Genomic DNA, 24,511 nt, shown 5'->3' on the forward strand with positions numbered 1-24,511 from the left:
CGGAAGGTGGCAAAGACAAATTAATCGACCACACTGGACAAGTGCCATTATGAGTCATAATCTTAATCAATCGATTGATTAAAAATTAGGGCGTGTGATGAATATTCCCACCACGACCACCAAGGGCGAGCAGGCGAAAAGTCAGCTCATTGCCGCCGCGCTGGCGCAGTTTGGCGAGTATGGCCTCCATGCCACCACGCGCGATATCGCCGCGCTGGCGGGGCAAAATATTGCCGCTATTACTTACTATTTCGGCTCAAAAGAGGATTTATACCTCGCCTGCGCCCAGTGGATTGCCGATTTTCTTGGCGAAAAATTTCGCCCCCATGCTGAAAAAGCGGAACGTCTGTTTAGCCAGCCTGTCCCTGACCGGGACGCCATACGCGAGCTTATTCTGCTCGCCTGCAAGAACATGATTATGCTGCTGACGCAGGAAGACACCGTTAACCTGAGCAAATTCATTTCACGCGAGCAGCTCTCTCCCACGTCGGCCTATCAATTGGTTCATGAACAGGTTATCGATCCGTTGCACACCCATCTGACAAGATTGGTTGCTGCTTATACCGGCTGCGACGCCAATGATACGCGCATGATTTTGCATACCCATGCCTTACTGGGCGAAGTGCTGGCGTTTCGTCTCGGCAAAGAAACTATTCTGTTACGTACCGGCTGGCCGCAGTTTGATGAAGAAAAAGCGGAGCTGATTTACCAGACGGTAACCTGCCACATCGATCTTATTCTGCATGGTTTAACGCAAAGGAGTCTGGACTGATGAAAAAACCTGTCGTTATCGGACTGGCAATCGCAGCGATCGTCGCTGTGATTGCCGGTGGAACCTGGTGGTATCAAAGTCGGCAGGACGATGGGCTGACGCTATACGGTAATGTCGATATCCGTACCGTCAATATCAGCTTTCGCGTCGGCGGCAGGCTGGCGTCGCTGAATGTTGATGAAGGCGATGCCATCAAAGCCGGACAGGTGCTCGGCGAACTGGATCACGCGCCATACGAAAACGCGCTGATGCAGGCGAAAGCTGGCGTGTCGGTCGCGCAGGCGCAATATGATTTGATGCTGGCAGGCTATCGCGATGAAGAGATAGCCCAGGCCGCCGCCGCCGTCAGACAGGCACAAGCCGCCTATGACTACGCGCAAAACTTTTATAACCGTCAGCAAGGATTGTGGAAAAGCCGCACCATTTCCGCTAACGATCTGGAAAACGCCCGCTCATCGCGCGATCAGGCGCAGGCGACTCTGAAGTCCGCGCAGGATAAACTGAGCCAGTACCGTACCGGTAATCGTGAACAGGATATCGCCCAGGCGAAAGCCAGCCTGGAACAGGCAAAGGCCCAACTGGCGCAGGCGCAGCTTGATTTACAGGACACCACGCTTATCGCGCCTGCCAACGGAACCTTGCTCACCCGCGCGGTCGAGCCTGGCAGTATGCTGAACGCCGGCAGCACGGTATTAACGCTCTCGCTGACCCGCCCCGTCTGGGTGCGCGCCTATGTCGATGAACGCAACCTCAGTCAGACGCAACCGGGGCGCGACATTCTGTTGTATACCGACGGTCGTCCTGACAAACCTTACCACGGCAAGATTGGTTTCGTTTCGCCCACCGCGGAATTTACGCCGAAAACCGTCGAAACGCCGGATCTGCGTACCGATCTTGTCTATCGCCTGCGCATTATCGTCACCGATGCGGACGATGCGTTACGCCAGGGGATGCCAGTCACGGTGAAATTTAATGACGAGGCACGGCATGAGTGAGGCCGTTATTACGCTGCACGGTCTGACGAAGCGCTTTGCGGGAATGGATAAACCCGCCGTCGCGCCGCTCGACTGTACCATTCATTCCGGTTATGTCACCGGGCTGGTAGGGCCGGACGGCGCAGGAAAAACCACGCTGATGCGTATGCTGGCGGGCCTGCTCAAAGCCGATGGCGGCAACGCGTCCGTATTAGGCTTCGACCCGATACAAAACGACAGCGAGCTGCACGCGGTTCTGGGCTATATGCCGCAGAAATTCGGTCTGTATGAAGATCTTACCGTCATGGAGAACCTTAATCTCTATGCCGATTTGCGCAGCGTTACCGGCGAGATACGGGAAAAGACCTTTGCCCGTTTGTTGGAGTTTACCGCCCTCGGCCCTTTCACTGGCCGTCTGGCGGGGAAATTGTCCGGCGGGATGAAGCAAAAACTGGGGCTGGCCTGTACGCTGGTCGGCGAACCGAAAGTGCTGCTGTTGGATGAACCGGGCGTTGGCGTTGACCCGATTTCACGGCGCGAGTTGTGGCAAATGGTCCACGAACTGGCGGGCGACGGGATGCTGATTTTATGGAGCACCTCCTATCTGGATGAAGCCGAACAGTGTTGCGATGTACTGCTGATGAATGAAGGCGAGCTGCTCTATCAGGGCGAACCTAAAGCGCTGACGCAAACGATGGCCGGGCGTAGCTTTCTGATGAGCAGTCCACAGGAAAACAACCGTAAGTTACTACAGAGAGCGCTCAGACTGCCGCAGGTGAGCGACGGCATGATTCAGGGACGTTCGGTACGCCTGATCCTGAAAAAAGAGGCGACCGCAGCAGATATTCGTCAGGCCGAAGGGATGCCGGAAATCACCCTCAATGAGACCGCGCCGCGTTTCGAAGATGCGTTTATCGATCTGCTTGGCGGAGCGGGAACCTCGGAGTCTCCGCTGGGTTCAATCCTGCATACGGTTGAAGGCACTGCCGGCGAAACGGTGATTGAAGCGCAGGAACTGACAAAAAAATTTGGTGATTTCGCGGCCACGGACCATGTTAATTTCGTCGTACAACGCGGCGAGATTTTTGGCCTGCTCGGCCCGAACGGCGCGGGTAAATCAACCACCTTTAAAATGATGTGCGGCCTGCTGGTGCCGACATCCGGCAAGGCGCTGGTGCTGGATATGGATCTGAAAGTCAGCTCCGGCAAAGCCCGTCAGCATCTGGGCTATATGGCGCAAAAATTTTCGCTTTACGGCAACCTGACGGTTGAGCAGAACCTGCGTTTTTTCTCCGGCGTCTACGGTTTGCGGGGCCGCGCGCAAAATGAAAAAATTCAGCGCATGAGTGAAGCATTTGGTCTGAAAAGCATCGCGTCGCATCCCACCGATGCGCTGCCACTGGGTTTTAAACAGCGACTGGCGCTGGCCTGCTCGCTGATGCACGAACCGGATATTTTATTCCTTGATGAACCAACATCCGGGGTTGATCCCCTCACCCGCCGTGAATTTTGGCTGCACATTAATAGCATGGTGGAAAAAGGGGTCACGGTAATGGTGACGACCCACTTTATGGATGAGGCGGAATATTGCGATCGCATCGGACTGGTTTATCGCGGGAAGCTTATCGCCAGCGGTACGCCGGACGATCTCAAAGCGCAGGCCGCCGATGAGCAACAGGCCGATCCGACGATGGAGCAGGCCTTTATCACTCTCATCAATGACTGGGATAAGGAGCATACGCATGAGTAAGTCTCTCTCCTGGCGCCGCGTGCGTGCGTTGTGCGTCAAAGAGACGCGCCAGATCGTGCGCGATCCCAGTAGCTGGCTGATTGCGGTGGTGATCCCGCTGCTGTTGCTGTTTATTTTTGGTTACGGCATTAACCTTGACTCCAGCAAGCTGCGCGTGGGGATTCTGCTTGAACAGCAAAGCCAGGAGGCGCTGGATTTCACTCATGCGATGACCGGTTCACCCTATATCGACGCGACCATTAGCGATAATCGTCATGAATTAATTGAAAAAATGCAGGCCGGACGCATTCGCGGACTGGTGGTGATTCCGGTGGATTTCGCGCAGCAAATGGCGCGCGACGGTGACAGCGCGCCGATTCAGGTGATTACCGACGGCAGCGAGCCAAACACCGCCAACTTCGTTCAGGGTTATGTTGAAGGCATCTGGCAAATCTGGCAACAGCAGCGGGCGGAAGATCGCGGCGACACCTTTGAACCGCTCATCGACGTCCAGACGCGCTACTGGTTTAACCCGGCGGCGATCAGTCAGCATTTTATTATTCCCGGGGCGGTGACCATTATCATGACGGTAATTGGCGCAATCCTCACCTCGCTGGTCGTTGCCCGCGAATGGGAGCGCGGCACGATGGAGGCGCTGCTCTCAACCGAAGTGACGCGTGTTGAACTGCTGCTGTGTAAGCTTATTCCCTATTACTTTCTCGGTATGCTGGCAATGCTGCTCTGTATGCTGGTATCGGTGTTTATTCTCGGCGTGCCGTATCGCGGTTCGCTGGTGATTCTGTTTATCATCACCAGTCTGTTTTTACTGAGTACGCTGGGGATGGGGCTGTTGATTTCCACCATCACTCGCAACCAGTTTAACGCCGCGCAGGTGGCGCTGAACGCCGCGTTTTTACCCTCGATTATGCTGTCCGGATTTATCTTCCAGATAGACAGTATGCCTGCGGTGATCCGCGCGGTGACCTATATTATTCCGGCGCGCTATTTTGTCAGCACCCTGCAAAGTCTGTTTCTGGCCGGCAATATTCCGGTCGTGTTAGGCGTTAACGTACTGTTTTTAATCGCCTCGGCGGTGATGTTTATTGGCCTGACGTGGCTAAAAACCAAACGACGGCTGGATTAAATATGTGTATGGATAATTGTCGTCGTAGGCCGGATAAGGCGTTCACGCCGCCATCCGGCATTATGCCTGATGCGCTTTGCTTATCAGGCCTACAAACTGGACCGAGAGGACGGACATGTTTCATCGTTTATGGACGTTAATTCGCAAAGAACTGCAATCGCTTTTACGCGAACCGCAAACGCGCGCGATCCTGATTCTGCCGGTGCTGATTCAGGTCATCCTGTTTCCGTTCGCCGCAACGCTTGAAGTCACTAACGCGACTATCGCCATCTATAACGAAGATAACGGCAAACATTCGGTAGAACTTACCCAGCGCTTTGCCCGCGCGAAAGCGTTTACCCATGTGCTATTGCTGAACAGTCCGCAGGAGATCCAGCCGACTATCGATACGCAAAAAGCGCTGCTGCTGGTACGCTTCCCGGCGGATTTCTCGCGAAATCTGGATACCTTCCAGCCTGCGCCGATGCAACTCATTCTTGATGGACGTAACTCCAACAGCGCGCAAATCGCCGCCAATTATCTGCAACAGATCGTCAAGGAGTATCAGCAGACATTGATGGACGGCAAGCCAAAGCCCAACAATAGCGAACTGGTGGTACGCAACTGGTATAACCCGAATCTGGACTACAAGTGGTTTGTGGTGCCCTCGCTGATCGCCATGATCACCACTATTGGCGTGATGATCGTCACTTCGCTGTCCGTCGCCCGCGAGCGTGAACAAGGCACTCTGGATCAGCTACTGGTCTCTCCGCTCACCACCTGGCAGATTTTCGTTGGTAAAGCGGTGCCGGCGCTGATTGTCGCGACCTTCCAGGCCACGATCGTGCTGGCTATCGGCATTTGGGCATACCAAATTCCCTTCGCCGGTTCGTTAGCGCTGTTTTATTTCACGATGGTGATTTACGGGCTGTCGCTGGTAGGCTTTGGCTTGCTGATATCATCGCTTTGCGCCACGCAACAGCAGGCGTTTATCGGCGTCTTTGTCTTTATGATGCCGGCGATTTTGCTCTCGGGTTATGTCTCGCCGGTGGAAAATATGCCGGTCTGGCTGCAAAACCTGACGTGGATAAACCCTATCCGCCACTTTACTGATATTACCAAGCAAATTTATCTTAAGGACGCGAGTCTGGGGATTGTCTGGGGAAGTTTGTGGCCGCTACTGGTGATAGCGGCCACCACGGGTTCAGCGGCGTATGCGATGTTTAGACGCAAAGTGATGTAGCTTTTTATCTTTCGCCAGTAGCGAGACCACGGCGGGCCCGGCCAGGATAGCCAGCCCCGCCAGAGCCAGTAAGACATTGTTTTGCAATACGCGGGATAGCAGCCAGAGGACAATCAGCGCGGTGCCGAAGTACCAGGTGGTAGTCAGCTCTTCCAGCACATCCGCCACATCGCGCCAGCGTTGCTCATGATGGCGCTGCAACGCCAGCATCAGCAGTACCGTCACGCCATAAAGCACGCATAATCCCAGGCCGACGCGCACTAATGTGCCGCTCATCCAGCCTATTACCAGCATCGCCACTACCAGTAAATGCAACATAATCTGCCAACAACCGAGGCCGGTTGCGACACGAACGCGTTGTTGCCACTTCATGGCTTTTCTCCTGAAGCATTTTTCTCTCATTATTCAGAGTACCGAACTTTACGGAAAATTCCGTAAGACCGCATCTTTTTGTGACGACGACTACACTATTTCAATCAGGATAGTGACGCGGACAGGAAGAAAATGACTCAACACACGCGAAATTTTTCATTCAAAGTGCTCACAATTAATACGCACAAAGGTTTTACCGCCTTTAATAAACGCTTCATCCTGCCGGAGCTGCGCGACGCCGTCAGAACGGTCGGCGCCGATATCGTCTGTCTGCAAGAAGTGATGGGCGCGCATGAAGTACATCCGCTGCATATCGAAAACTGGCCGGACACTACCCACTATGAATTTTTGGCCGACACCATGTGGAGCGATTTCGCCTATGGCCGCAATGCGGTCTATCCGGAAGGCCACCACGGTAACGCGGTTCTTTCTCGCTATCCCATTGAACATTATGAAAATCGCGACGTCTCGGTCGGCGGTAGCGAAAAACGCGGCGTGCTCTATTGCCGCATTACGCCGCCCATGCTCAACCGCCCTATCCACGTCATGTGCGTACATCTCGGCCTGCGGGAGAGTCACCGCCAGGCACAGCTAACCATGCTGGCGGGATGGGTGAATGCCTTGCCGGAATCAGAACCGGTGCTGGTGGCCGGAGACTTTAATGACTGGCGGCAAAAGGCCGGCCCGCCGTTAAACGCGGCCGGGCTGGAGGAGATATTCACCCGTGCCCATGGCCGACCGGCGCGCACATTCCCGGTGAGTATGCCGCTGCTGCGACTCGATCGTATTTACGTCAAGAATGCGAACGCCAGTTCTCCTACGGCGCTACCGCTGCGGAACTGGCGACATTTATCAGACCATGCCCCCCTTAGCGCGGAGATCCATCTATGAAATGCGGCTGGCGTGAAGGTAATCAAATTCAGCTACTGGAAAACGGCGACCAGTTCTATCCTGCCGTGTTTGAGGCTATCGCTCAGGCACAGCAAAAAATCATTCTGGAAACCTTTATCTTGTTTGAAGATGAGGTGGGTAAAAAACTCCATGCCGCTCTGCTAAAAGCCGCACAGCGCGGCGTAAAAGCCGAAGTATTACTCGACGGCTACGGCTCTCCCGATCTCAGCGACGCGTTTGTCGGCGAATTAACCTCGGCGGGCGTGATTTTTCGCTATTACGACCCCCGCCCGCGTCTACTGGGGTTGCGAACCAATATCTTCCGCCGAATGCACCGCAAAATTGTGGTAATTGATGATCGTATTGCCTTTGTCGGCGGCATTAACTACTCCGCCGAGCATATGTCGGATTACGGCCCGCAGGCGAAACAAGACTACGCGGTACGGGTCGAAGGGCCTGTTGTGGCCGATATCCTGCAATTCGAAGTCGAGAATCTGCCGGGGCAAAGCCCCGCGCGCCGCTGGTGGAAGCGCCATCACCAGGCTGAAGAAAACCGTCACCCCGGCGAAGCGCAGGCGCTGTTTGTCTGGCGGGATAACGAAGAGCACCGTGACGATATCGAACGTCATTATCTGAAAATGCTGACCCAGGCAAAGCGTGAAGTGATTATCGCTAACGCCTATTTTTTCCCCGGCTATCGCTTGCTCCACGCAATGCGTAAAGCCGCCCGCCGTGGCGTGAGCGTAAAACTGATTGTCCAGGGGGAACCAGACATGCCGATAGTCAAAGTCGGCGCGCGGTTGCTCTATAACTATCTGGTGAAGGGCGGCGTGCAGGTTTATGAATACCGACGCCGTCCGCTGCATGGCAAAGTGGCGCTGATGGACGATCACTGGGCCACGGTAGGGTCGAGTAATCTCGATCCGCTCAGCCTGTCGCTTAACCTTGAAGCTAACCTGATCATTCACGATCGTACCTTTAACCAGACCCTGCGCGATAATTTACAAGGCATCATCGTGAACGATTGTAAGCAGGTCGATGAGTCTATGCTGCCGAAACGCACCTGGTGGAACCTGACCAAAAGCGTGCTGGCGTTCCACTTTTTACGTCATTTCCCGGCGCTGGTCGGCTGGCTACCTGCGCATACCCCGCATCTGGCGCAGGTTCCCCCGCCTGCCCAGCCAGAAATGGAAACCCAGGATCGCGTTGATCCAGAAAATACAGGAGTGAAGCCCTAATGGCTAAATCGCATCCGCGCTGGCGGCTGGCTAAAAAAGTGCTGACCTGGCTGTTTTTTATTGCGGTCGTCGTTCTGCTGGTGGTTTATGCTAAAAAGGTCGACTGGGGTGATGTCTGGACCGTCATCCGCGACTATAACCGCACGGCGCTTTTAAGCGCTGTAGGACTGGTGATCGTTAGCTATCTTCTGTACGGCTGCTACGACCTGCTTGGACGGCTTTATTGCGGCCATAAACTGGCGAAGCGACAGGTGATGTTGGTATCGTTCGTCTGCTATGCCTTTAACCTGACCCTCAGCACCTGGGTCGGCGGGATCGGGATGCGTTACCGACTATACTCTCGCCTCGGGTTGCCCGGCAGTACTATCACGCGCATTTTCTCGCTCAGCATTACCACTAACTGGCTGGGCTATATTCTGCTGGGCGGCATCATTTTTACCTTCGGCGTTGTCCAGCTTCCCGACCACTGGTATATCGATGAAGGCACGCTACGTATTCTCGGTATCGTTTTATTGTTGATTATCGCGGTCTATCTGTGGTTTTGCGCCTTTGCAAAGCGGCGGCATATGACGATTAAAGGGCAGAAACTGGTGCTGCCATCATGGAAATTCGCGCTGGCGCAGATGGCGATCTCCAGCGCGAACTGGATGGCGATGGGCGCCATCATCTGGCTGCTGATGGGTCAGGATGTGAACTATTTCTTTGTGCTGGGCGTACTGCTGGTGAGCAGTATCGCGGGCGTCATCGTGCATATTCCGGCAGGCATCGGCGTGCTGGAGGCCGTATTCCTCGCGTTGCTGGCGGGCGAACATACGTCGCAAGGCACGATTATCGCCGCCCTGCTCGCGTATCGCGTGCTTTACTATTTTATTCCCCTGTTGCTGGCGCTGGTGTGCTACCTGATCCTGGAAAGCCGGGCGAAGAAGCTGCGGGCGAAAAACGAGCGGGCGATGGCGAAATAAATCTAAGCAGACGCGTTTTCGCTTTCCAGCACAACGCGTTTTATCCGGTAAAAATAAACATATGCTGAGAAAAAAGACGTATTCATCTGTAAGCGGGAAAAAAGCAGCAATGACCAGCTAAACAGCAGCAGGAGCACTTCGTGAAACTCGCCCATGAATACTGATGACAGGGTACAGAACGTTGCCAACGTAACGGAAATAATGGCCAGCAATAGCGCATACCGGTAAATAATGACCCCGTTCATATTCCCATGAAAATCCGGTAATGAAATGAGAAATCAGCGCTGGTGGGCATTTCTTATTAAAATCCTCGCCGCCATTTTTAATGGCGCGAGTGACGTCTTTAGCTTCACAAAACGCTAACCAAAATTGTTTGCCACATAATTTACTCATTATACCCATCATCACCAACCTGAATAAAAAACCTGCAACGCCTACGGCCTGAAAGATAATAGTATTTCCAGAATCATCAAAATGATATAACGACACAGCGTAACCACAGCATTAATAATACCAAGGTAAAGCGTCAGCGCGCCAAATAAAGCGCAACGAGGCAGGGATGAAAACTCGCTGTGGTATAACATGCGGGCATAACCATGAAGTGTCGATTTTTCTAGCGCTGTAATCAATGTCCACACCAATACCGTCACCACACTGACTATCCAGACCAGAGTGCTACTGGCCACCAGGCTATTGACAACTATCGCAGCGATGATCCCGCTTACCGCCATAAAAATTAACGGCCTGAATAGACGAGAACTGATATTCAGGTAGAAAATAAATAAAGCATTAAGACTAAACATGATTCCAACAATCACGAAAATGGTCGCGCCACCTGAGAAAAGGTAAGCTAATGACACGCCGGTAAGCGTAATGATGGCAATATATATCAACGTTACGGCAACAGTGCCAAAGCGGGAAAGACAGGTAACGGCCCCATACCCCAGGCCAAGCAAAAGTGCTGATACCCACAAAACAACAACAGGTTGAACGTAGGTTATCAAAAAATGAGTATACAACGTTAACCATATAATGCCGGCGGTACACCATAGTCCCAACGCAGTATACCAATAGGTAAGGGATAACATTGTCTCGGGAATAAATGCTATTTGCCGTATACGTATTGCAGCCAGAGGGCCCACTTGTCATTTATCACTCTTCACATGATCACGGTGATAAGAATGGCAAGCGCAGGAAAACATTTCTAAGATATTTATGCTGTTTCGCCCTAAATATATTCCTAAAAAAATCCTGGCGCAGGGCCAGGATTTTAAGAGATCAATATAATTAGCGGCGATTGCCAAAAATACGCAGTAACATCAGGAACAGGTTGATAAAGTCCAGGTACAGCGTTAACGCGCCGAGAATCGAATATTTACGCAGATTAGCGCTATCGCGGGTATCTATTTGCTCGCCGATATTCTTCAGTTTCTGCGTGTCATAGGCCGTCAGACCGACAAACACCACCACCCCGATATAGGTTACCGCCCACATCAGCGCTTCACTCTTCAGCCAGAAATTGACCAGCGACGCCAGAACGATACCAATAAGCGCCATAAACAGCATATTGCCGAAACCGCTAAGATCGCGCTTAGTGGTGTACCCGTACAGGCTCATGGCGCCAAACATTCCCCCCGTCACCACAAAGGTGCTGGCGATAGAGGAGTAGGTGTAAACGATAAAAATACTGGATAACGTCAATCCGGTTAGCGCCGAATAGAGCATAAACAGCGTGGTCGCCATTCCGGCGCTAAGTTTATGCACCAGTCCCGACAGAACAAACACCAGCGCAAGCTGGGCAATAATTAAGCCAAAGAAGGTGATCTTACTGGAAAAGACAAACATCATGACGGCTGGCGTATTAGCCGCATACCACGCGATAAACGCGGTCAGTAACAGTCCGACCGTCATCCAGCCATACACTTGCGCCATATAGGTCTGCAGGCCGGACCGCGCCTGCACTATTGAATCAGATCGTGGAAATCTGTCCATGATGAACTCCTGTGTGGAAATGATACCCTAAAGCGTATCACATTCTGCTACCAACGTTTCGCCGACTGCTGGTCGCTGTCGCGCGCTTCGACCCAGCGATCGCCTTCCGGCGTGGCTTCACGCTTCCAGAACGGCGCACGGGTTTTCAGATAATCCATAATGAACTGGCCGGCGTCGAACGCGCTACTGCGGTGCGCGCTGGTGACGCCGACAAACACAATCTCATCGCCCGGCCATAATTCGCCAACGCGATGAATCACCGTGACCCGCCCCAGCGGCCAGCGGGAACGCGCCTTCGCGACGATCTCCGCCAGAGCTTTCTCAGTCATGCCGGGATAATGCTCCAGCGTCAGCGCCTTAACGCTATCGCCCAGGTTATGATTGCGCACTTTTCCGGTAAAGGTGACGACCGCGCCGTCTTCGTCGCGCGCCGCCAGCCAGGAATATTCTTCCCCGACGCTAAACGGCGCGGGGCCGACTACAATTCGCGTTTCGTGCATGTTAGCCCCCCGTGACTGGCGGGAAAAACGCCACTTCATCGCCCGCCGTCAGCGGATGGTCAAAACTTACCAGCGTCTGGTTGACCGCCGCCAACAGCTTGCCGTCTTCCAGCGCCAGCGCCCAACGATCGCTCTTTGTCGCCAGATGCTGTCGCAGAGACTCAACGGTGGAAAAATCTGCTGGAAGATCCAGCGCATCAGTTCCTGTAAGCTCGCGAACCTGGGCGAAGAAAAGCACCTTAATCATGCGCATCCACCTTAAAATCCCCCGATTTGCCGCCGCTTTTCGCCAGCAGGCGCACCGGACCAATTACCATATCTTTTTGTACCGCTTTGCACATGTCGTAGATGGTTAACGCCGCGACGGACGCCGCGGTTAATGCTTCCATTTCGACGCCGGTTTTACCGGTCAGACGGCACAGAGACTCAATACGTACACGGTTATGCTCCGGCTCGGCCTGAAGCTGAATCTCCACTTTACTTAGCAGTAGCGGGTGGCACAGCGGGATCAGCTCCCAGGTGCGTTTGGCGGCCTGAATACCGGCAATTCGGGCGGTCGCGAAAACATCGCCCTTGTGGTGTTTGCCATCAACAATCATCGCCAGCGTTTCACTACGCATGGTAACGAATGCTTCCGCACGCGCTTCACGAACGGTTTCCGCTTTCGCGGAAACGTCCACCATGTGCGCTTCGCCTGCGGCGTTTATATGGGTTAATTGCGACATCGTTATTTCTTTAAATGAGGGTGAAAATTACATGGGCGTGTACGGGCATCCAGCTGCGGCGCAATGATATTCTCCCATGCGGTTCTGCACGCTTTTGTGGAGCCCGGCATGGCGAAAATCAAGGTGTTATTCGCCACGCCAGCTACCGCGCGCGACTGCAGAGTTGCGGTACCGATCTCTTCAAACGAGAGCATGCGAAACACTTCGCCAAATCCTTCCACTTCACGATCGAACAGCGGCAACAGCGCTTCCGGCGCCTGATCGCCTTCGGTCAAACCGGTCCCACCAGTTATCAATACGACCTGCACCTCATCACTGGCGATCCAGGCGGAAACCTGGGCGCGAATCGCGTAACGGTTCTCTTTAACGATGGCTTTCGCCACCACTTCATGCCCGGCCTCCTGCGCCGAATCACGCAGATAATGACCGGAGGTGTCGTCTTCTTCGCCGCGTCGGCTGGAAACAGTAAGAATAGCGATGCGGGTCGGGATAAATTCAGCGCTGACCTGACTCATCTGAAATCTCCTTATTAAGGATTAACCGCCAATGTAAGATAAATTTTGCGTAATACCAGTATTGCTCTGGTGAAGGAAATGGGTCTGCTTTTTCTCCCGCAACGCGTCGGAAATACGTTCCTCAAGCGCGTATTGCTGCGCATCATCCTGTAACAGGTCGCGTAAACTTACGCCGCCGTCGCCAAACAGACATAAATGCAGCTTACCGACAGACGAAACACGCAGGCGATTACAGGTGGCGCAGAAATCTTTTTCATACGGCATAATGAGGCCGATCTCACCGGCGTAATCGGGGTGACAAAAAACCTGCGCCGGGCCATCGCTGCGCTGGCGGAGCTGGTGGATCCAACCGCGCTTAATCAGCTCGTCGCGTAATACCTGACCCGAAATATGATGTTTGCGGAAGAGATCGCTCCCCTCGCCCGTCTCCATAAGTTCAATGAAGCGTAGCTGAATGGGGCGAGGCTGAATCCAGGCAAGGAAGGTATCCAACTGATGGTGATTCACGTCGCGCATCAGCACGGTGTTGACTTTCACCTTTTCGAAACCGGCGTCAAAGGCGGCATCGATGCCCGCCATCACCTGGCGGAATTTGTCCTGACCGGTAATCGCATGGAACTGACGCGCATCCAGACTATCCACGCTAACATTGACGCCCGTCAGCCCCGCTTCGCGCCAGTTCGCGGCATCGCGCGCCAGTCGATAACCGTTAGTGGTCACCGCGATCTGGCGAATAGCATCATTTTCACCCACGGCGGCAATGATGTCGGTAAAATCGCGGCGTAATGAAGGCTCGCCGCCGGTAAGACGCACCTTCTCCGTGCCAAGACTGGCAAAAGCGCGCGTAACGCGACGAATTTCATCAACGGTAAGGAAACCGTTGTTAGTGACGCCGCCAGGTTTGTAGCCATCCGGCAGGCAGTAGGTGCAACGAAAGTTACACACATCGGTAATCGACAAACGCAAGTAGTAAAACTTACGCGCGAAAGCATCGGTAAGTTGTGAAGCCATGTACACCTTTCCAAATACGGGAGGCGGAGTCATTTCTTCCTGCGCCCTGGTGGCAAACGTTAAACGTTGTCACGGCCAAAGCACCATATCAAAAATGACCCAGGTGCAGAGGCTAGAGTGTTTACTGTGGTTACGCCGATACTAGCGTGTAAATGACAATTTCGCCATCACGCTTTCGCTATATAAACATATACATAGCGATATGATCGTGCTATTTAGCGACAGAATACGTGAAAATCACACTTTTACATTGATATATATCATTTAGCCGTGGTAACGCCCTCGCTATAAAGGGGTAGTCGGGAATAATTAATTGTCTTTTAGCCGGTCGGCTAATTGCTGAAAACCCGCGACTTGCGCTACTGTAGCGCTGCTCATTTGACTTCAGGAATTTTTATGCGCAATCGTACGCTGGCTGACCTTGATCGTGTCGTTGCCCTCGGCGGAGGGCATGGATTAGGACGCGTCCTCTCCTCGCTTTCTTCATTAGGTTCGCGCCTGACCGGCATTGTGACTACCACAGATAACGGGGGGTCAACTGGCCGTATTCGCCGCTCGGAAGGCGGAATCGCCTGGGGCGATATGCGCAACTGTCTGAATCAGTTAATAACCGAACCCAGCGTCGCATCCGCTATGTTTGAGTATCGTTTTGGCGGTAATGGCGAACTTTCTGGTCATAACCTCGGAAATTTGATGTTAAAGGCGTTAGATCACCTGAGCGTGCGGCCTCTGGAAGCGATTAATTTAATTCGTAATCTGCTTAAAGTGGACGCGCAGCTGATCCCGATGTCGGAGCTACCGGTAGATCTGATGGCGATTGACGATCAGGGGCATGAGATTTATGGCGAGGTGAATATCGATCAGTTAGCGACGCCGCCGCAGGAGATCATGTTAACGCCAAACGTTCCGGCGACGCGGGAAGCGGTACAGGCCATTAATGACGCGGATCTGATTCTGATTGGCCCTGGCAGTTTTTATACCAGCCTGATGCCTTGCCTGCTGCTTGATGAACTGGCGCAGGCGCTGCGGCGCACCCCGGCGCCAATGGTGTATATCGGCAATCTGGGCCGCGAACTGAGTCTGCCCGCCGCCAGTTTAACGCTGGTCGATAAGCTGGCGATGATGGAGCAATATATTGGCAAAAAAGTCATTGACGCAGTGGTGGTTGGACCGCAAGTTGACGTCAGTGCGGTGAACGATCGGCTGGTGATTCAGGAAGTGCTGGAGGCCAGCGATATCCCCTATCGCCACGATCGTCAGTTACTACACAATGCGCTGGAAAAAGCGCTACAGGCGTTGGGTTAAGCCCGTTTACCGACGACGCTGCGCTTATCAGATGCCTGTTTACACCGAAGGGTAAACAGGCTCTCTCCCCCTTCTGATAAACTGCGTTCAGCTATCGCCAGTAGGCGCTCATGAGCGAGCTCACCTCTTTTTTCAGCAATATATTCTCCATGATCCCAGTAAAGTGGGTCTGATTGATCTCTTCCATTATCCGCATCCCAGCCATGCGCTCTGCGTCAGGATCACCCGCTATTCCTAACGCTTCCAGTTCAGCATTGACCCGGCTCTGATACTCATCCGTTTCAATATACTCAGCCCTTTTAGCCATCATTTCACGCCACTCTTCTGGCGCTATACGCTCCAGCACTTTATGCCACGGCCCCCACAGCGCAAACCATTTGTGAAAATCCCTATTTTCAGCAATTTTTATCCTTAATTCCGCCTCGTCAAGGTCAGACTCAGTGATACCCGAAACGTTATAAAATCGCATATCCTGGGTCATTGTTGTCAGCGACAGCGACTCTCGTAACTGATTCTGAAAACCCAGGTATACTTCGATTTCGTCAATAAAAAACAGCCGTTTTACCTTTTCTCTCGCGAGCGATTCTATTTGCTCCAGCCGAAAGATTTCACGCCCCGCCATAATCAGTTCCGCTAAGTGGCTATCAAAGACGCCTCTTTCAGCATCATGAACCAACGTCGCTTCCTGCATTTGGTGGTATGCCAGTGTGACCCGATCTTCACAGCTTATCGTTGCATCCATCGCTATAATAAATGCGGTTTCTCTTAGTGTGCTATCATCAGCCAGGCGCATTAGCCAGGCGGAGACTTGCTCCTTAAAATCCGAATGTCGGGTGTTCTGCGTATCGCCAAGACGATCCAGAAACATGCTGAAGGCTGCCGCGTTTACTTCCGTCTCAAACGCCCGCCATTGGTTGACGTCTTCCTCCTCGAGATTGGTTAGCCACCCCTGGACAGCTTGATGCAGTGGCCGAGTTACCCGAACAATTGAAAAGTCGCCCATGGCAAACAATACCCGGGGTCCCTGATAACCCGCAGAGGACATTAGCCGCTGCATATTCTGTATCGTTCGTTCTGAAAAAGGATTATATTCTACGATTATTCTTGTAGGTTGAGGTCCTTCACCACGAAAATGGGGTAACGACTCCGGGAGACGGACCAGGCGATTGCGAGAGGCCTGCATTATTTGTAATGCCGCCGGGAGGTTTTCCGGTAGATTAATCAAAGCATTATGGGAAACATCCAGCGTTGTTATCGTGGGAGGTAGTGTTTCAGGCAGAACAGTAATCTGATTTTTACTTACATCCAGGAACTGTAATTCTGGTGGTAACGATGCGGGCAGACTGGTTAAGACATTTTCGCCGGCCTCCAGATTCTTCAGGCCCGGTGGCAATGTTTCAGGCAGAGCGGTTAACGAATTACTCTGCACATTCAAATGGGTAATCCCTGACGGAAGATGTTCTGGCAGTGTCCTTATGCTATTGTCATAAACGCTCAGGTACCGAAGTTCCTCAGGTAGATTTTCAGGTAAGGAACTAATTTTATTATGAAAAAGATCCAGCGATTGAAGCGCTGAAGGCAAACGTTCCGGCAATTCAGTAATACGGTTAATGCTCAGCTCCATTTTCTGTATGGTATCCGGTAACGTGGCAGGGATACTGGTTAGCTGATTACTGCTGGCATACAGGGTCTTTATATTTCCCTGTAAATTTTCCGGCAAACTTTTCAGTTCATTGTTATCGAGCATCAGAGTAGTTATCTGCTCAGGAATACAGGCGGGTATAGTGGTAAGTCCTAATATTTTCAGACGGAGTTCCGTCTTATTATTTTTCAGGCAGTCACGCATCCGTTGTACGGCTTCTTCACGATTTGCTGCCTCTTCCGCTGGTGCCTCTTTTACCCATTCAGACCAGATTAACTCATAATTCACAGCAACTTTGGAGCCGGAAGCGCTACTCGCCTGCTCGCTTTCTGTTACACGGGTATAGGTGACTGACTTTCCCCCTCCCTCAACGGTATAGCCCTCTGTATTAAAAATTATAGACAGAATTTCCTGACTATTTTCATTCAAAATACAGTATTGGTCTGTCCCCCCTCTATTACTCTGAATATTATCCGCATACGCCGGGAAGGCTAACTCCCTCAAACATTCAAACTTGCTTTTGATCTCTTCTGGCGAGGCGGTTTCAGGTGGATGACAAAGATAAGCGATGCAGCTTTGTGCTTCAACCTGATGTTCTGAAGAGAAAAAGGCACTTATTTTATTCCATATCTCTTCTTTTAAAGGCACCTCTGTTGATGCCTCATTGCTAATACTTTGATGCCTTGCCGTAGATTGTATATTAGTAATATTAAACATATTTTCCCTACCTGATCTGAACGTAACCTAAAGTAACAGATAAGGATATTCTCAACTTTAAACAAGAGGTCATAGTCATCATTATTTCGGACAAATCATTCAGTATTTGCAGCGCTTGACTTATAAATGCTCGCGCTTCCATCACCTCTTTTTTAAGTAGAATGATGTAATCTGTTGCCATGACACGCTTTCAACGAACTCACATAAGATTAAAATGACGATCATAAGGATAGCTATACCGATAATACGGGGCGTTTTTTTCATAGCCGAGGAGAGAGGGAAAATTAGCGTTGGGTTCAGCCTCAACGCTAATTTTCTTCAGTGGTGATTAAACTAGCTACCCCATTGATGTTTTGAGTTTTTCGACAATCTCGTTAGTCAAAGCCTGTCACTGTTTTTCATTCCTGACTGACTTAGCCCTTACTATTGCACTGAAATTCTCAAAAGCGAGCCATGGTAACGATAACTCGCTGGCGATCGACACATTGTCAGGACGCCGCGATAAACAACTCGCGTAACTGGTGCAACTGGTCGCGAATTTGCGCGGCTTCTTCAAACTCCAGATTTTGCGCGTGCTGCATCATTTGCCCTTCCAGTTCATGAATTTTCTGCTGCAACGCTTTCGGCGTCATATCCAGTTCGACAATTCCGGCTTTTGCCGTAGAACGGCCCTTGCCTTTCCCCTTCGCTTTGGTTTTCGCAATGTTCTGCCCCAGCGCCAGGATGTCGACCACTTTTTTGTTCAGCCCCTGCGGAGTGATACCGTGCTCTTCGTTGTACTTCTGCTGCTTCTCGCGACGTCGCTCGGTTTCGCCAATCGCCTTCGCCATCGACGGCGTGATTTTATCGCCATACAGAATCGCTTTACCGTTAACGTTACGCGCCGCGCGTCCTATGGTCTGAATCAGGGAGCGCTCGGAGCGCAGGAACCCTTCTTTGTCAGCGTCCAGAATCGCCACCAGCGAGACTTCCGGCATATCCAGCCCTTCGCGCAGCAGGTTAATCCCCACCAGAACGTCAAACTCGCCCAGACGCAAATCGCGGATGATTTCCATGCGCTCCACGGTATCAATATCTGAGTGCAGGTAACGCACGCGCTCGCCGTGCTCTTCCAGATATTCGGTCAAATCTTCCGCCATCCGTTTGGTGAGCGTAGTGACAAGGACACGCTCATTAATGGCCGCACGCTGACGAATTTCGGACAGCAGATCGTCCACCTGGGTCGCCACCGGACGCACTTCAATAATCGGGTCCAGCAGCCCGGTCGGTCGCACGACCTGATCCACCACCTCATCACCAGATTTTTCCAGCTCATAGTTGCCGGGCGTGGCGGAAACATAGATAGTTTGCGGCGCTAAGGCTTCAAACTCCTCAAACTTCAGCGGACGGTTATCCAGCGCCGAAGGCAGACGGAAGCCATACTCGACCAGCGTCTCTTTGCGCGCCCGGTCGCCGCGATACATGCCGCCTATCTGCGGGATGGTGACATGAGACTCATCCACCACCAGCAGTCCGTCGGCGGGCAGATAATCGAACAAGGTTGGCGGCGGTTCGCCCGGCCCGCGGCCCGACAGAAAGCGGGAATAGTTTTCAATGCCTGAGCAGTAGCCCAGCTCGTTCATCATCTCTAAATCGAACTGCGTGCGCTGGCTTAATCGCTGCTCTTCAAGCAGCTTATTATTTGCCAGCAAGACTTTACGCCTGTCCGCCAGCTCATCTTTTATCTCTTCCATCGCCTGCAGAATACGCTCGCGCGGCGTCACGTAGTGCGTTTTGGGATAGATGGTATAACGTGGCACCGTTGACTCTACCTGCCCGGTTAACGGGTCGAACAGCGACAGGCGTTCCACTTCTTCATCAAACAGCTCAACGCGTAGCGCGATATCGTCAGATTCAGCCGGGAAGATGTCGATCACTTCGCCGCGCACGCGAAAGGTACCACGCTGAAAAGCTTGATCGTTACGGGTGTATTGCAATTCCGTCAGCCGACGCAAAATCGCGCGCTGGTCAATCAGCATTCCCACCGTCAGATGCAGCATCATTTTCAGGTAGAGATCCGGATCGCCCAGACCGTAAATTGCGGACACGGAAGCCACCACCACGACATCGCGTCGCTCAAGCAACGCTTTCGTTGCCGACAACCGCATTTGCTCAATATGTTCGTTTACCGAAGCGTCTTTTTCGATAAACGTATCCGAACTTGGCACATACGCTTCCGGCTGATAGTAGTCATAGTAGGAGACGAAATACTCCACCGCGTTTTCCGGGAAAAACTCTTTCATTTCGCCGTAGAGCTGCGCCGCCAGGGTTTTATTGGGCGCAAGCACCATCGTTGGCCGCTGCAAGTCCGCAATGACGTTGGCAATGGTGAATGTCTTCCCGGAACCGGTCACGCCCAATAACGTCTGATGCGCCAGCCCGTCCTCCAGCCCTTCTTCCAGACGACGTATAGCGTCCGGCTGATCGCCAGAAGGTTTAAAAGCGGAATTCAGTTTGAACGGTTTACTCATGAGCGGCTACCTGAAGGAGTGAGCGGGCAGGGGTGTAATTTTACTCTCGACGGTGAATATTGCCAATAAAAAATACTGGATGAAAAAACAGTAACACTCCAGTGTATAATGGCTATCGGCAGATACCCCACGCTATTTAGAGGTAAAACATAGACAGTCGCGGGGTAAAATTCCAGCAGTGTGCTGGTTATCCCCAGACCAGAATCTTTTTTAACATTTGTCAAGTCGGATGATGAAAGTTTTATGTCAACGTATCCCCCTTCCTTTACAACCATTGATTTTATATAACTTACTGTCTAGAAAGGGATATTTTCTCAAGCCGTCTTTCGCGCCAATTTAGTCGCAGGCCGCGTCGCCTCTCGCTTACGTTGTGTTTTCTAACTCTAATACACAAGGTTATCCACAGGAATAGTGGATAACTGCTTCCAGCCCGTATCCCCTGCCGCCTGGCAAAATCAGCCCCTGACGTTTTCGCCGGGCGATAAAAAAAAATTATCGCTATTTTTGGCAGATTATTGGCTAACGAGAAGGGAAAAATTGAGGCGTAGACGCTCACATTTTGCACATTTTTAGCCTGGCGACGTCAGGAGGGTCTGGCGAAAGAACAGCAGGATCGTCTGATCCTGCAAGAAGGCGGTTTTTAAGCGCGGTCAGGCGCGTTCCAGGGGGCTAAGGTCCAGATACTGTCCTGTCGCCGCCTGCGATGGAGAAACGCCCAGCCACGGGATTTCTCCTAACAGCGGGGCCGGTATGACGCGGCGAAGCGTCGCGAGATATTCACCATGACGCGCGCCCGGCGGCTGTATGTCGTTGGCTATCCATCCGACAAGCGGTAATCCGGCCTGTTCTACCGCCAGCGCCGTCAGCATGGCGTGATTAATACAGCCCAGCTTGACGCCAACAACCAGAATCACCGGCAGCTGCTCCGTCTGTACCCAGTCGGCAAACGTCAGCGTGGCAGAGAGCGGTGTAAACCAGCCGCCCGCCCCTTCTGTCAACACCCAGTCTGCCTGCGCCTCCAGCGTTCGCAATCCGCGTGATAATACCGCCGCGTCTATCGCCCGGCCTTCGTCGGCGCTAACGATGTGGGGAGAGGTAGGCTCGGCAAAAGTATAAGGATTGATAGCGGAATAAGGTTGCGGCAGGCTGCTGTTACGCTGCAAGGCCAGGGCATCGCCATTGCGTAGCCCGTCGGTTGTCATTTCGCTGCCGGAAGCGACGGGCTTATAGCCTACGGTTTGATAACCTAACTGCGTTGCGGCCTGCAATAAGGCGCAACTGGCAACCGTTTTACCGACTTCAGTATCAGTACCGGTCACAAAATAGCGTTTAGTCACGTTCAATCACTCCCATAAAAAGATGGTACGTCAGCGGATATTTCCCCTGCCGCTGCGGCCATGCCAGTTGAATCTGTCTGAGCCGGGCGCGGGTTAATACATCCGACTCCCGCCCTTCATGAAGATGGGTGGCGCCAATGCCTTTAAGCGAGCGCATCGCACTCAGGGCATCCTCAAACCACAATGTCATCGCCTGAGTATGACGAGACGCCCGCCAGCCGCGCAGCGCGTGGTCAATTGCCTCTTCCGGCAAAAAGCTATTCGCGTGAGCGCGATTATCGACGGCCTGCCATGCCTGACGCAGCTCCGGCAACGACCCCTGGCACAAGGTGGTAAACGCCACCACGCCGCCGGGCCGTACGACCCGGTACAACTCGCTCAACGCATCACGTAAATCGCCGCACCACTGAACCGCCAGGTTGCTCCAGGCCAGGTCAAAAACTTCGGCGTCATGGGGAATCGCTTCGATATCCGCCAGCAAATAGTGATGCGCCGCCTGACGATCGCGCGCCTGTTGCAGCATCGCCAGCGAAAGATCCAGGGCGGTCACTTCGCTCCCCCGCTCTCGCCAGTAACGACTCATACGTCCGGGGCCGCAGCCTGCGTCCAACACACTGGCAAACTGGCGGCCTGTCAACAGCGTCAGCAGCGCATCCGCGCTGTGTTGCTGCAAAGAGGCGTGTTGTTCATATTGCGATGCGGCCCGGCCAAACGCCGCCGCAATAGCCTGCTTATTCACCTGCGCCATGCAGCACCTCCAGCAGACGGTCTATATCGCACGCTTCATGCGCCTGCGTTAACGTTAAGCGCAGGCGCGCCGTACCGACAGGCACCGTCGGCGGACGAATCGCCATCGCCCAGCATCCTTGTTGACGCAGCGCCTCCGCCAGGCGCAATGCACGGCTGTTATCGCCCACGATTAACGGCTGGATGGCGCTATGGGCATTCAGTAGCGTAAATCGGGACGCGTTAACGCCGGCCCGAAAGCGCTGAACCAGAGCGGCGAGTTTTTCGCGCCGTTCACCACCTTCATCGCTACGGATCACCGCCAGCGAGGCGCTTAACGCCTGCGCCTGGGCGGGCGGCATACTGGTGCTGTAAACCAGATGGCGGGCGAATTGCAGCAGATAATCCGCGACGCTTTCCGAGCAGAGCACCGCTGCGCCGCTGACGCCAAACCCCTTACCGAAAGTCACTACCAGCAACTCAGGCTTCACCCCCCGTTGCCAGCAGGTGCCCCGCCCCTCATCGCCAGTCACGCCGATGCCGTGCGCATCATCAACCAACAGCCAGGCATGATGCCTGCGGGCAATGTGCTGGATTTCCGCCAGCGGCGCACTGTCGCCGTCCATGCTGTATACACCTTCTGTCACCACCAGTTGCTGGCCCACGCAGGGCGATTGCAGTAAACGCGACAGATGCTGCGTATCGTTATGGATAAAGCGGCGAAGCTGCGCCGGACTCAGATTGGCGGCCTCCAGCAGGGAAGCATGACTCAACCTGTCGGCCACAATCCGGTCATTTTTTTTCATTAAGGCGGTAATGACCGCCTGATTCGCCGCAAAGCCAGAGATAAACAGTAGCGCGCGCGGATATCCTAACCATTGCGCCAGTTCCTCCTCTAACGCCCGGTGCGCCACGGAATAACCGCTGATATGACCCGACCCGCCGCTGCCGACACCAAAACGCGTCGCTGCCTGTTGCCAGGCGCGAATAATCTGCGGGTGTTGGCTTAAGCCGAGGTAATCATTGCTGGAGAAGTTAAGATACTGTCGCCCGTTCGCTACCAGCCAGCGTCCGGCGCCCTGCGACACCACATAGCGGCGGCGCAATGTATCCGTCGCCCGACGCGCCGTCAGCGCATCGTCGACGCGTTGTTGCCAACTCATAAGGCTGCCGCGTTGTAATAATCATCGGTGTCAGGCGTCATCAGCGTCTGCTCCAGACGTTGCTGCTGCTCGTTATCGCCCGCCAGCACCCTGGTCTGCTGCGGATTCAGCCCCAGCTTACGGAATAACTGCAGATCCTTGTCCTCTGCCGGATTTGGCGTAGTTAACAATTTGCAGCCATAGAAAATCGAGTTCGCCCCGGCCATAAAGCACATCGCCTGGGTCTGCTCGTTCATCTGTTCACGTCCTGCGGAAAGACGCACGTATGAGGTCGGCATCATGATGCGCGCCACGGCGATAGTACGAATAAAATCAAACGCATCCACGTCATCGTTATCCGCAAGCGGTGTGCCTTTCACCTTCACCAACATGTTGATTGGCACGCTTTCCGGCGGCGTCGGCAGGTTCGCCAACTGCAACAACAGTCCGGCGCGATCGGTAACCGTTTCGCCCAGACCCACAATGCCGCCGGAGCACACTTTAATCCCTGCTTCACGGACTTTTTCCAGCGTGTCGAGGCGCTCCTGATAGGTACGGGTAGTGATGATATTGCCGTAAAACTCCGGCGAGGTATCGAGGTTGTGGTTGTAGTAATCCAGCCCGGCGTTAGCCAGACGCTGCGCCTGGCTCTCGTTCAACATACCGAGCGTCATACAGGTTTCCAGCCCCATCGCTTTGACGCCCTGTACAATCTGCTCCAGATAAGGCATATCGCGTTCATGCGGATTCTTCCAGGCCGCCCCCATACAGAAGCGGGTCGAACCGGCGTTTTTCGCTTTACGGGCGGAGTCCAGTACCTGCTCTACTTCCATTAAACGCTCGGCTTCCAGCCCGGTTTTATAGCGCGAGCTCTGCGGGCAGTATTTACAATCCTCCGGGCAGGCGCCGGTTTTGATCGACAGCAGCGTACTAACCTGTACCTGCTGCGGATCGAAATGCTGGCGATGAATTTGCTGCGCTTCAAACAGCAATTCCAGCAGTGGTTTTTCAAATAATTCGGTTACTTGCGACAGTGTCCAGCGTGGGTGGCGAGCCATCGGGCTTCTCCAAAATATGTTGTTTGT

The 24,511-nt window shown here is 53.2% G+C and carries 24 protein-coding genes, 2 pseudogenes and 1 riboswitch; of the genes and pseudogenes, 9 read left to right on the forward strand and 17 right to left on the reverse strand.

What is annotated here, in order from left to right; translation table 11 throughout:
• Positions 1–97 precede the first annotated feature (97 nt).
• The 5 genes from cecR to LCS67_RS14780 all read left to right on the forward strand — a co-directional run bounded on the left by cecR (position 98) and on the right by LCS67_RS14780 (position 5,841).
• Complete coding sequence (cecR, locus tag LCS67_RS14760; protein ID WP_001025260.1) at positions 98–772, forward strand: transcriptional regulator CecR; 675 nt, start codon at positions 98–100, stop codon at positions 770–772.
• A complete protein-coding gene (hlyD, locus tag LCS67_RS14765) occupies positions 772–1,767 on the forward strand; it encodes a secretion protein HlyD (RefSeq protein ID WP_000743431.1) in 996 nt (331 codons plus the stop codon). The genes cecR and hlyD overlap by 1 nt, the downstream gene beginning before the upstream one ends.
• On the forward strand, positions 1,760–3,496 hold the full coding sequence (locus LCS67_RS14770; protein ID WP_001287609.1) for an ATP-binding cassette domain-containing protein: 1,737 nt from the start codon (positions 1,760–1,762) through the stop codon (positions 3,494–3,496). The genes hlyD and LCS67_RS14770 overlap by 8 nt, the downstream gene beginning before the upstream one ends.
• On the forward strand, positions 3,489–4,619 hold the full coding sequence (locus LCS67_RS14775) for an ABC transporter permease (protein WP_000045765.1): 1,131 nt from the start codon (positions 3,489–3,491) through the stop codon (positions 4,617–4,619). Before LCS67_RS14770 ends, LCS67_RS14775 begins: the two co-directional genes overlap by 8 nt.
• Positions 4,620–4,734: 115 nt before the next feature.
• Positions 4,735–5,841, forward strand: a complete 1,107-nt coding sequence (locus tag LCS67_RS14780) for an ABC transporter permease (protein ID WP_000469050.1) — start codon at positions 4,735–4,737, stop codon at positions 5,839–5,841.
• Here the strand turns inward: LCS67_RS14780 and LCS67_RS14785 are convergent.
• A complete protein-coding gene (locus tag LCS67_RS14785) occupies positions 5,803–6,213 on the reverse strand; it encodes a YbhQ family protein (RefSeq protein WP_000871970.1) in 411 nt (136 codons plus the stop codon). The two genes, LCS67_RS14780 and LCS67_RS14785, sit on opposite strands and share 39 nt — an antisense overlap.
• Positions 6,214–6,345: 132 nt before the next feature.
• Between LCS67_RS14785 and LCS67_RS14790 the strand changes: the two genes are divergently transcribed.
• Genes LCS67_RS14790 through LCS67_RS14800 form a run of 3 tightly spaced genes read left to right on the forward strand, consistent with a single transcriptional unit; the run spans position 6,346 to position 9,304 of the window.
• On the forward strand, positions 6,346–7,104 hold the full coding sequence (locus tag LCS67_RS14790; RefSeq protein WP_000192039.1) for an endonuclease/exonuclease/phosphatase family protein: 759 nt from the start codon (positions 6,346–6,348) through the stop codon (positions 7,102–7,104).
• Positions 7,101–8,342 carry a cardiolipin synthase ClsB gene (gene clsB / locus LCS67_RS14795; RefSeq protein ID WP_000649639.1) on the forward strand — a complete coding sequence of 414 codons (1,242 nt, stop codon included), beginning with the start codon at positions 7,101–7,103 and terminating at the stop codon, positions 8,340–8,342. Before LCS67_RS14790 ends, clsB begins: the two co-directional genes overlap by 4 nt.
• On the forward strand, positions 8,342–9,304 hold the full coding sequence (locus LCS67_RS14800; RefSeq protein WP_001129824.1) for a lysylphosphatidylglycerol synthase transmembrane domain-containing protein: 963 nt from the start codon (positions 8,342–8,344) through the stop codon (positions 9,302–9,304). Before clsB ends, LCS67_RS14800 begins: the two co-directional genes overlap by 1 nt.
• A 2-nt stretch (positions 9,305–9,306) precedes the next feature.
• On the opposite strand, the pseudogene LCS67_RS14805 reads toward LCS67_RS14800, so the two are convergent.
• The 9 genes and pseudogenes from LCS67_RS14805 to moaA all read right to left on the reverse strand — a co-directional run.
• Positions 9,307–9,555 (reverse strand): annotated as a pseudogene (locus tag LCS67_RS14805) (hypothetical protein); the annotation flags it as partial.
• Positions 9,482–9,715: pseudogene (locus tag LCS67_RS14810) on the reverse strand (hypothetical protein); the annotation flags it as partial. The pseudogenes LCS67_RS14810 and LCS67_RS14805, both read right to left, overlap by 74 nt.
• A 23-nt stretch (positions 9,716–9,738) precedes the next feature.
• Complete coding sequence (locus tag LCS67_RS14815; protein WP_000529072.1) at positions 9,739–10,446, reverse strand: Bax inhibitor-1 family protein; 708 nt, start codon at positions 10,444–10,446, stop codon at positions 9,739–9,741.
• Between the two features lie 145 nt (positions 10,447–10,591).
• On the reverse strand, positions 10,592–11,296 hold the full coding sequence (locus LCS67_RS14820) for a Bax inhibitor-1 family protein (protein WP_000373611.1): 705 nt from the start codon (positions 11,294–11,296) through the stop codon (positions 10,592–10,594).
• Between the two features lie 47 nt (positions 11,297–11,343).
• Positions 11,344–11,796 carry a molybdopterin synthase catalytic subunit MoaE gene (gene moaE, locus LCS67_RS14825; protein ID WP_000545204.1) on the reverse strand — a complete coding sequence of 151 codons (453 nt, stop codon included), beginning with the start codon at positions 11,794–11,796 and terminating at the stop codon, positions 11,344–11,346.
• Between the two features lies 1 nt (position 11,797).
• Positions 11,798–12,043, reverse strand: coding sequence for a molybdopterin synthase sulfur carrier subunit (moaD, locus tag LCS67_RS14830; protein ID WP_000598596.1), 246 nt, complete (start codon positions 12,041–12,043; stop codon positions 11,798–11,800).
• Positions 12,036–12,521: a cyclic pyranopterin monophosphate synthase MoaC gene (gene moaC / locus LCS67_RS14835; RefSeq protein ID WP_000080894.1), complete on the reverse strand. Its 486-nt coding sequence runs from the start codon at positions 12,519–12,521 to the stop codon at positions 12,036–12,038. Before moaC ends, moaD begins: the two co-directional genes overlap by 8 nt.
• Positions 12,522–12,523: 2 nt before the next feature.
• Positions 12,524–13,036 carry a molybdenum cofactor biosynthesis protein B gene (gene moaB / locus LCS67_RS14840; protein WP_000084604.1) on the reverse strand — a complete coding sequence of 171 codons (513 nt, stop codon included), beginning with the start codon at positions 13,034–13,036 and terminating at the stop codon, positions 12,524–12,526.
• A gap of 21 nt (positions 13,037–13,057) precedes the next feature.
• Positions 13,058–14,047: a GTP 3',8-cyclase MoaA gene (gene moaA / locus LCS67_RS14845; RefSeq protein ID WP_000168180.1), complete on the reverse strand. Its 990-nt coding sequence runs from the start codon at positions 14,045–14,047 to the stop codon at positions 13,058–13,060.
• Positions 14,035–14,179, reverse strand: a riboswitch (molybdenum cofactor riboswitch). (Overlaps the previous gene by 13 nt.)
• 264 nt (positions 14,180–14,443) lie before the next feature.
• Here moaA and yvcK point away from each other — a divergent pair.
• Positions 14,444–15,352: a uridine diphosphate-N-acetylglucosamine-binding protein YvcK gene (gene yvcK / locus LCS67_RS14850; protein WP_001246031.1), complete on the forward strand. Its 909-nt coding sequence runs from the start codon at positions 14,444–14,446 to the stop codon at positions 15,350–15,352.
• Between the two features lie 91 nt (positions 15,353–15,443).
• On the opposite strand, the gene slrP is transcribed toward yvcK, so the two are convergent.
• The 7 genes from slrP to bioB form a co-directional block, all read right to left on the reverse strand.
• A complete protein-coding gene (gene slrP, locus LCS67_RS14855) occupies positions 15,444–17,711 on the reverse strand; it encodes an SPI-1 type III secretion system effector E3 ubiquitin transferase SlrP (protein ID WP_000482002.1) in 2,268 nt (755 codons plus the stop codon).
• A 7-nt stretch (positions 17,712–17,718) separates the two neighbouring features.
• Positions 17,719–17,892: a hypothetical protein gene (locus LCS67_RS14860; protein ID WP_001563585.1), complete on the reverse strand. Its 174-nt coding sequence runs from the start codon at positions 17,890–17,892 to the stop codon at positions 17,719–17,721.
• Between the two features lie 307 nt (positions 17,893–18,199).
• Positions 18,200–20,221, reverse strand: a complete 2,022-nt coding sequence (uvrB, locus tag LCS67_RS14865) for an excinuclease ABC subunit UvrB (protein WP_031570028.1) — start codon at positions 20,219–20,221, stop codon at positions 18,200–18,202.
• Positions 20,222–20,871: 650 nt separating this feature from the next.
• The gene (gene bioD, locus LCS67_RS14870; protein ID WP_000167212.1) at positions 20,872–21,558 is read right to left on the reverse strand and encodes a dethiobiotin synthase; all 687 of its coding nucleotides are present in this window, start codon (positions 21,556–21,558) and stop codon (positions 20,872–20,874) included.
• Complete coding sequence (bioC, locus tag LCS67_RS14875) at positions 21,551–22,306, reverse strand: malonyl-ACP O-methyltransferase BioC (RefSeq protein ID WP_000079908.1); 756 nt, start codon at positions 22,304–22,306, stop codon at positions 21,551–21,553. The genes bioD and bioC overlap by 8 nt, the downstream gene beginning before the upstream one ends.
• Positions 22,290–23,447: an 8-amino-7-oxononanoate synthase gene (gene bioF, locus LCS67_RS14880; RefSeq protein ID WP_023212643.1), complete on the reverse strand. Its 1,158-nt coding sequence runs from the start codon at positions 23,445–23,447 to the stop codon at positions 22,290–22,292. Before bioF ends, bioC begins: the two co-directional genes overlap by 17 nt.
• Entirely contained in the window at positions 23,444–24,484 is a 1,041-nt protein-coding gene (gene bioB / locus LCS67_RS14885; protein WP_000090727.1) for a biotin synthase BioB, read from the reverse strand. Before bioB ends, bioF begins: the two co-directional genes overlap by 4 nt.
• Positions 24,485–24,511: the final 27 nt, after the last annotated feature.

It is taken from the genome of Salmonella sp. A7, assembly GCF_020181675.1.
GTDB classification, from domain to species: domain Bacteria; phylum Pseudomonadota; class Gammaproteobacteria; order Enterobacterales; family Enterobacteriaceae; genus Salmonella; species Salmonella enterica.

What these genes read in the sequence shown, in the direction of transcription:
- moaC (WP_000080894.1), bottom strand. Translation starts at nt 12,521, where the DNA reads ATGTCGCAATTAACCCATATAAACGCCGCAGGCGAAGCGCACATGGTG.
- LCS67_RS14775 (WP_000045765.1), top strand. Translation starts at nt 3,489, where the DNA reads ATGAGTAAGTCTCTCTCCTGGCGCCGCGTGCGTGCGTTGTGCGTCAAA.
- bioC (WP_000079908.1), bottom strand. Translation starts at nt 22,306, where the DNA reads ATGGCGCAGGTGAATAAGCAGGCTATTGCGGCGGCGTTTGGCCGGGCC.
- bioF (WP_023212643.1), bottom strand. Translation starts at nt 23,447, where the DNA reads ATGAGTTGGCAACAACGCGTCGACGATGCGCTGACGGCGCGTCGGGCG.
- LCS67_RS14785 (WP_000871970.1), bottom strand. Translation starts at nt 6,213, where the DNA reads ATGAAGTGGCAACAACGCGTTCGTGTCGCAACCGGCCTCGGTTGTTGG.
- LCS67_RS14770 (WP_001287609.1), top strand. Translation starts at nt 1,760, where the DNA reads ATGAGTGAGGCCGTTATTACGCTGCACGGTCTGACGAAGCGCTTTGCG.
- moaB (WP_000084604.1), bottom strand. Translation starts at nt 13,036, where the DNA reads ATGAGTCAGGTCAGCGCTGAATTTATCCCGACCCGCATCGCTATTCTT.
- clsB (WP_000649639.1), top strand. Translation starts at nt 7,101, where the DNA reads ATGAAATGCGGCTGGCGTGAAGGTAATCAAATTCAGCTACTGGAAAAC.
- moaD (WP_000598596.1), bottom strand. Translation starts at nt 12,043, where the DNA reads ATGATTAAGGTGCTTTTCTTCGCCCAGGTTCGCGAGCTTACAGGAACT.
- LCS67_RS14860 (WP_001563585.1), bottom strand. Translation starts at nt 17,892, where the DNA reads ATGGCAACAGATTACATCATTCTACTTAAAAAAGAGGTGATGGAAGCG.
- moaE (WP_000545204.1), bottom strand. Translation starts at nt 11,796, where the DNA reads ATGCACGAAACGCGAATTGTAGTCGGCCCCGCGCCGTTTAGCGTCGGG.
- LCS67_RS14820 (WP_000373611.1), bottom strand. Translation starts at nt 11,296, where the DNA reads ATGGACAGATTTCCACGATCTGATTCAATAGTGCAGGCGCGGTCCGGC.
- moaA (WP_000168180.1), bottom strand. Translation starts at nt 14,047, where the DNA reads ATGGCTTCACAACTTACCGATGCTTTCGCGCGTAAGTTTTACTACTTG.
- bioB (WP_000090727.1), bottom strand. Translation starts at nt 24,484, where the DNA reads ATGGCTCGCCACCCACGCTGGACACTGTCGCAAGTAACCGAATTATTT.
- LCS67_RS14780 (WP_000469050.1), top strand. Translation starts at nt 4,735, where the DNA reads ATGTTTCATCGTTTATGGACGTTAATTCGCAAAGAACTGCAATCGCTT.
- uvrB (WP_031570028.1), bottom strand. Translation starts at nt 20,221, where the DNA reads ATGAGTAAACCGTTCAAACTGAATTCCGCTTTTAAACCTTCTGGCGAT.
- cecR (WP_001025260.1), top strand. Translation starts at nt 98, where the DNA reads ATGAATATTCCCACCACGACCACCAAGGGCGAGCAGGCGAAAAGTCAG.
- slrP (WP_000482002.1), bottom strand. Translation starts at nt 17,711, where the DNA reads ATGTTTAATATTACTAATATACAATCTACGGCAAGGCATCAAAGTATT.
- yvcK (WP_001246031.1), top strand. Translation starts at nt 14,444, where the DNA reads ATGCGCAATCGTACGCTGGCTGACCTTGATCGTGTCGTTGCCCTCGGC.
- hlyD (WP_000743431.1), top strand. Translation starts at nt 772, where the DNA reads ATGAAAAAACCTGTCGTTATCGGACTGGCAATCGCAGCGATCGTCGCT.
- LCS67_RS14800 (WP_001129824.1), top strand. Translation starts at nt 8,342, where the DNA reads ATGGCTAAATCGCATCCGCGCTGGCGGCTGGCTAAAAAAGTGCTGACC.
- LCS67_RS14790 (WP_000192039.1), top strand. Translation starts at nt 6,346, where the DNA reads ATGACTCAACACACGCGAAATTTTTCATTCAAAGTGCTCACAATTAAT.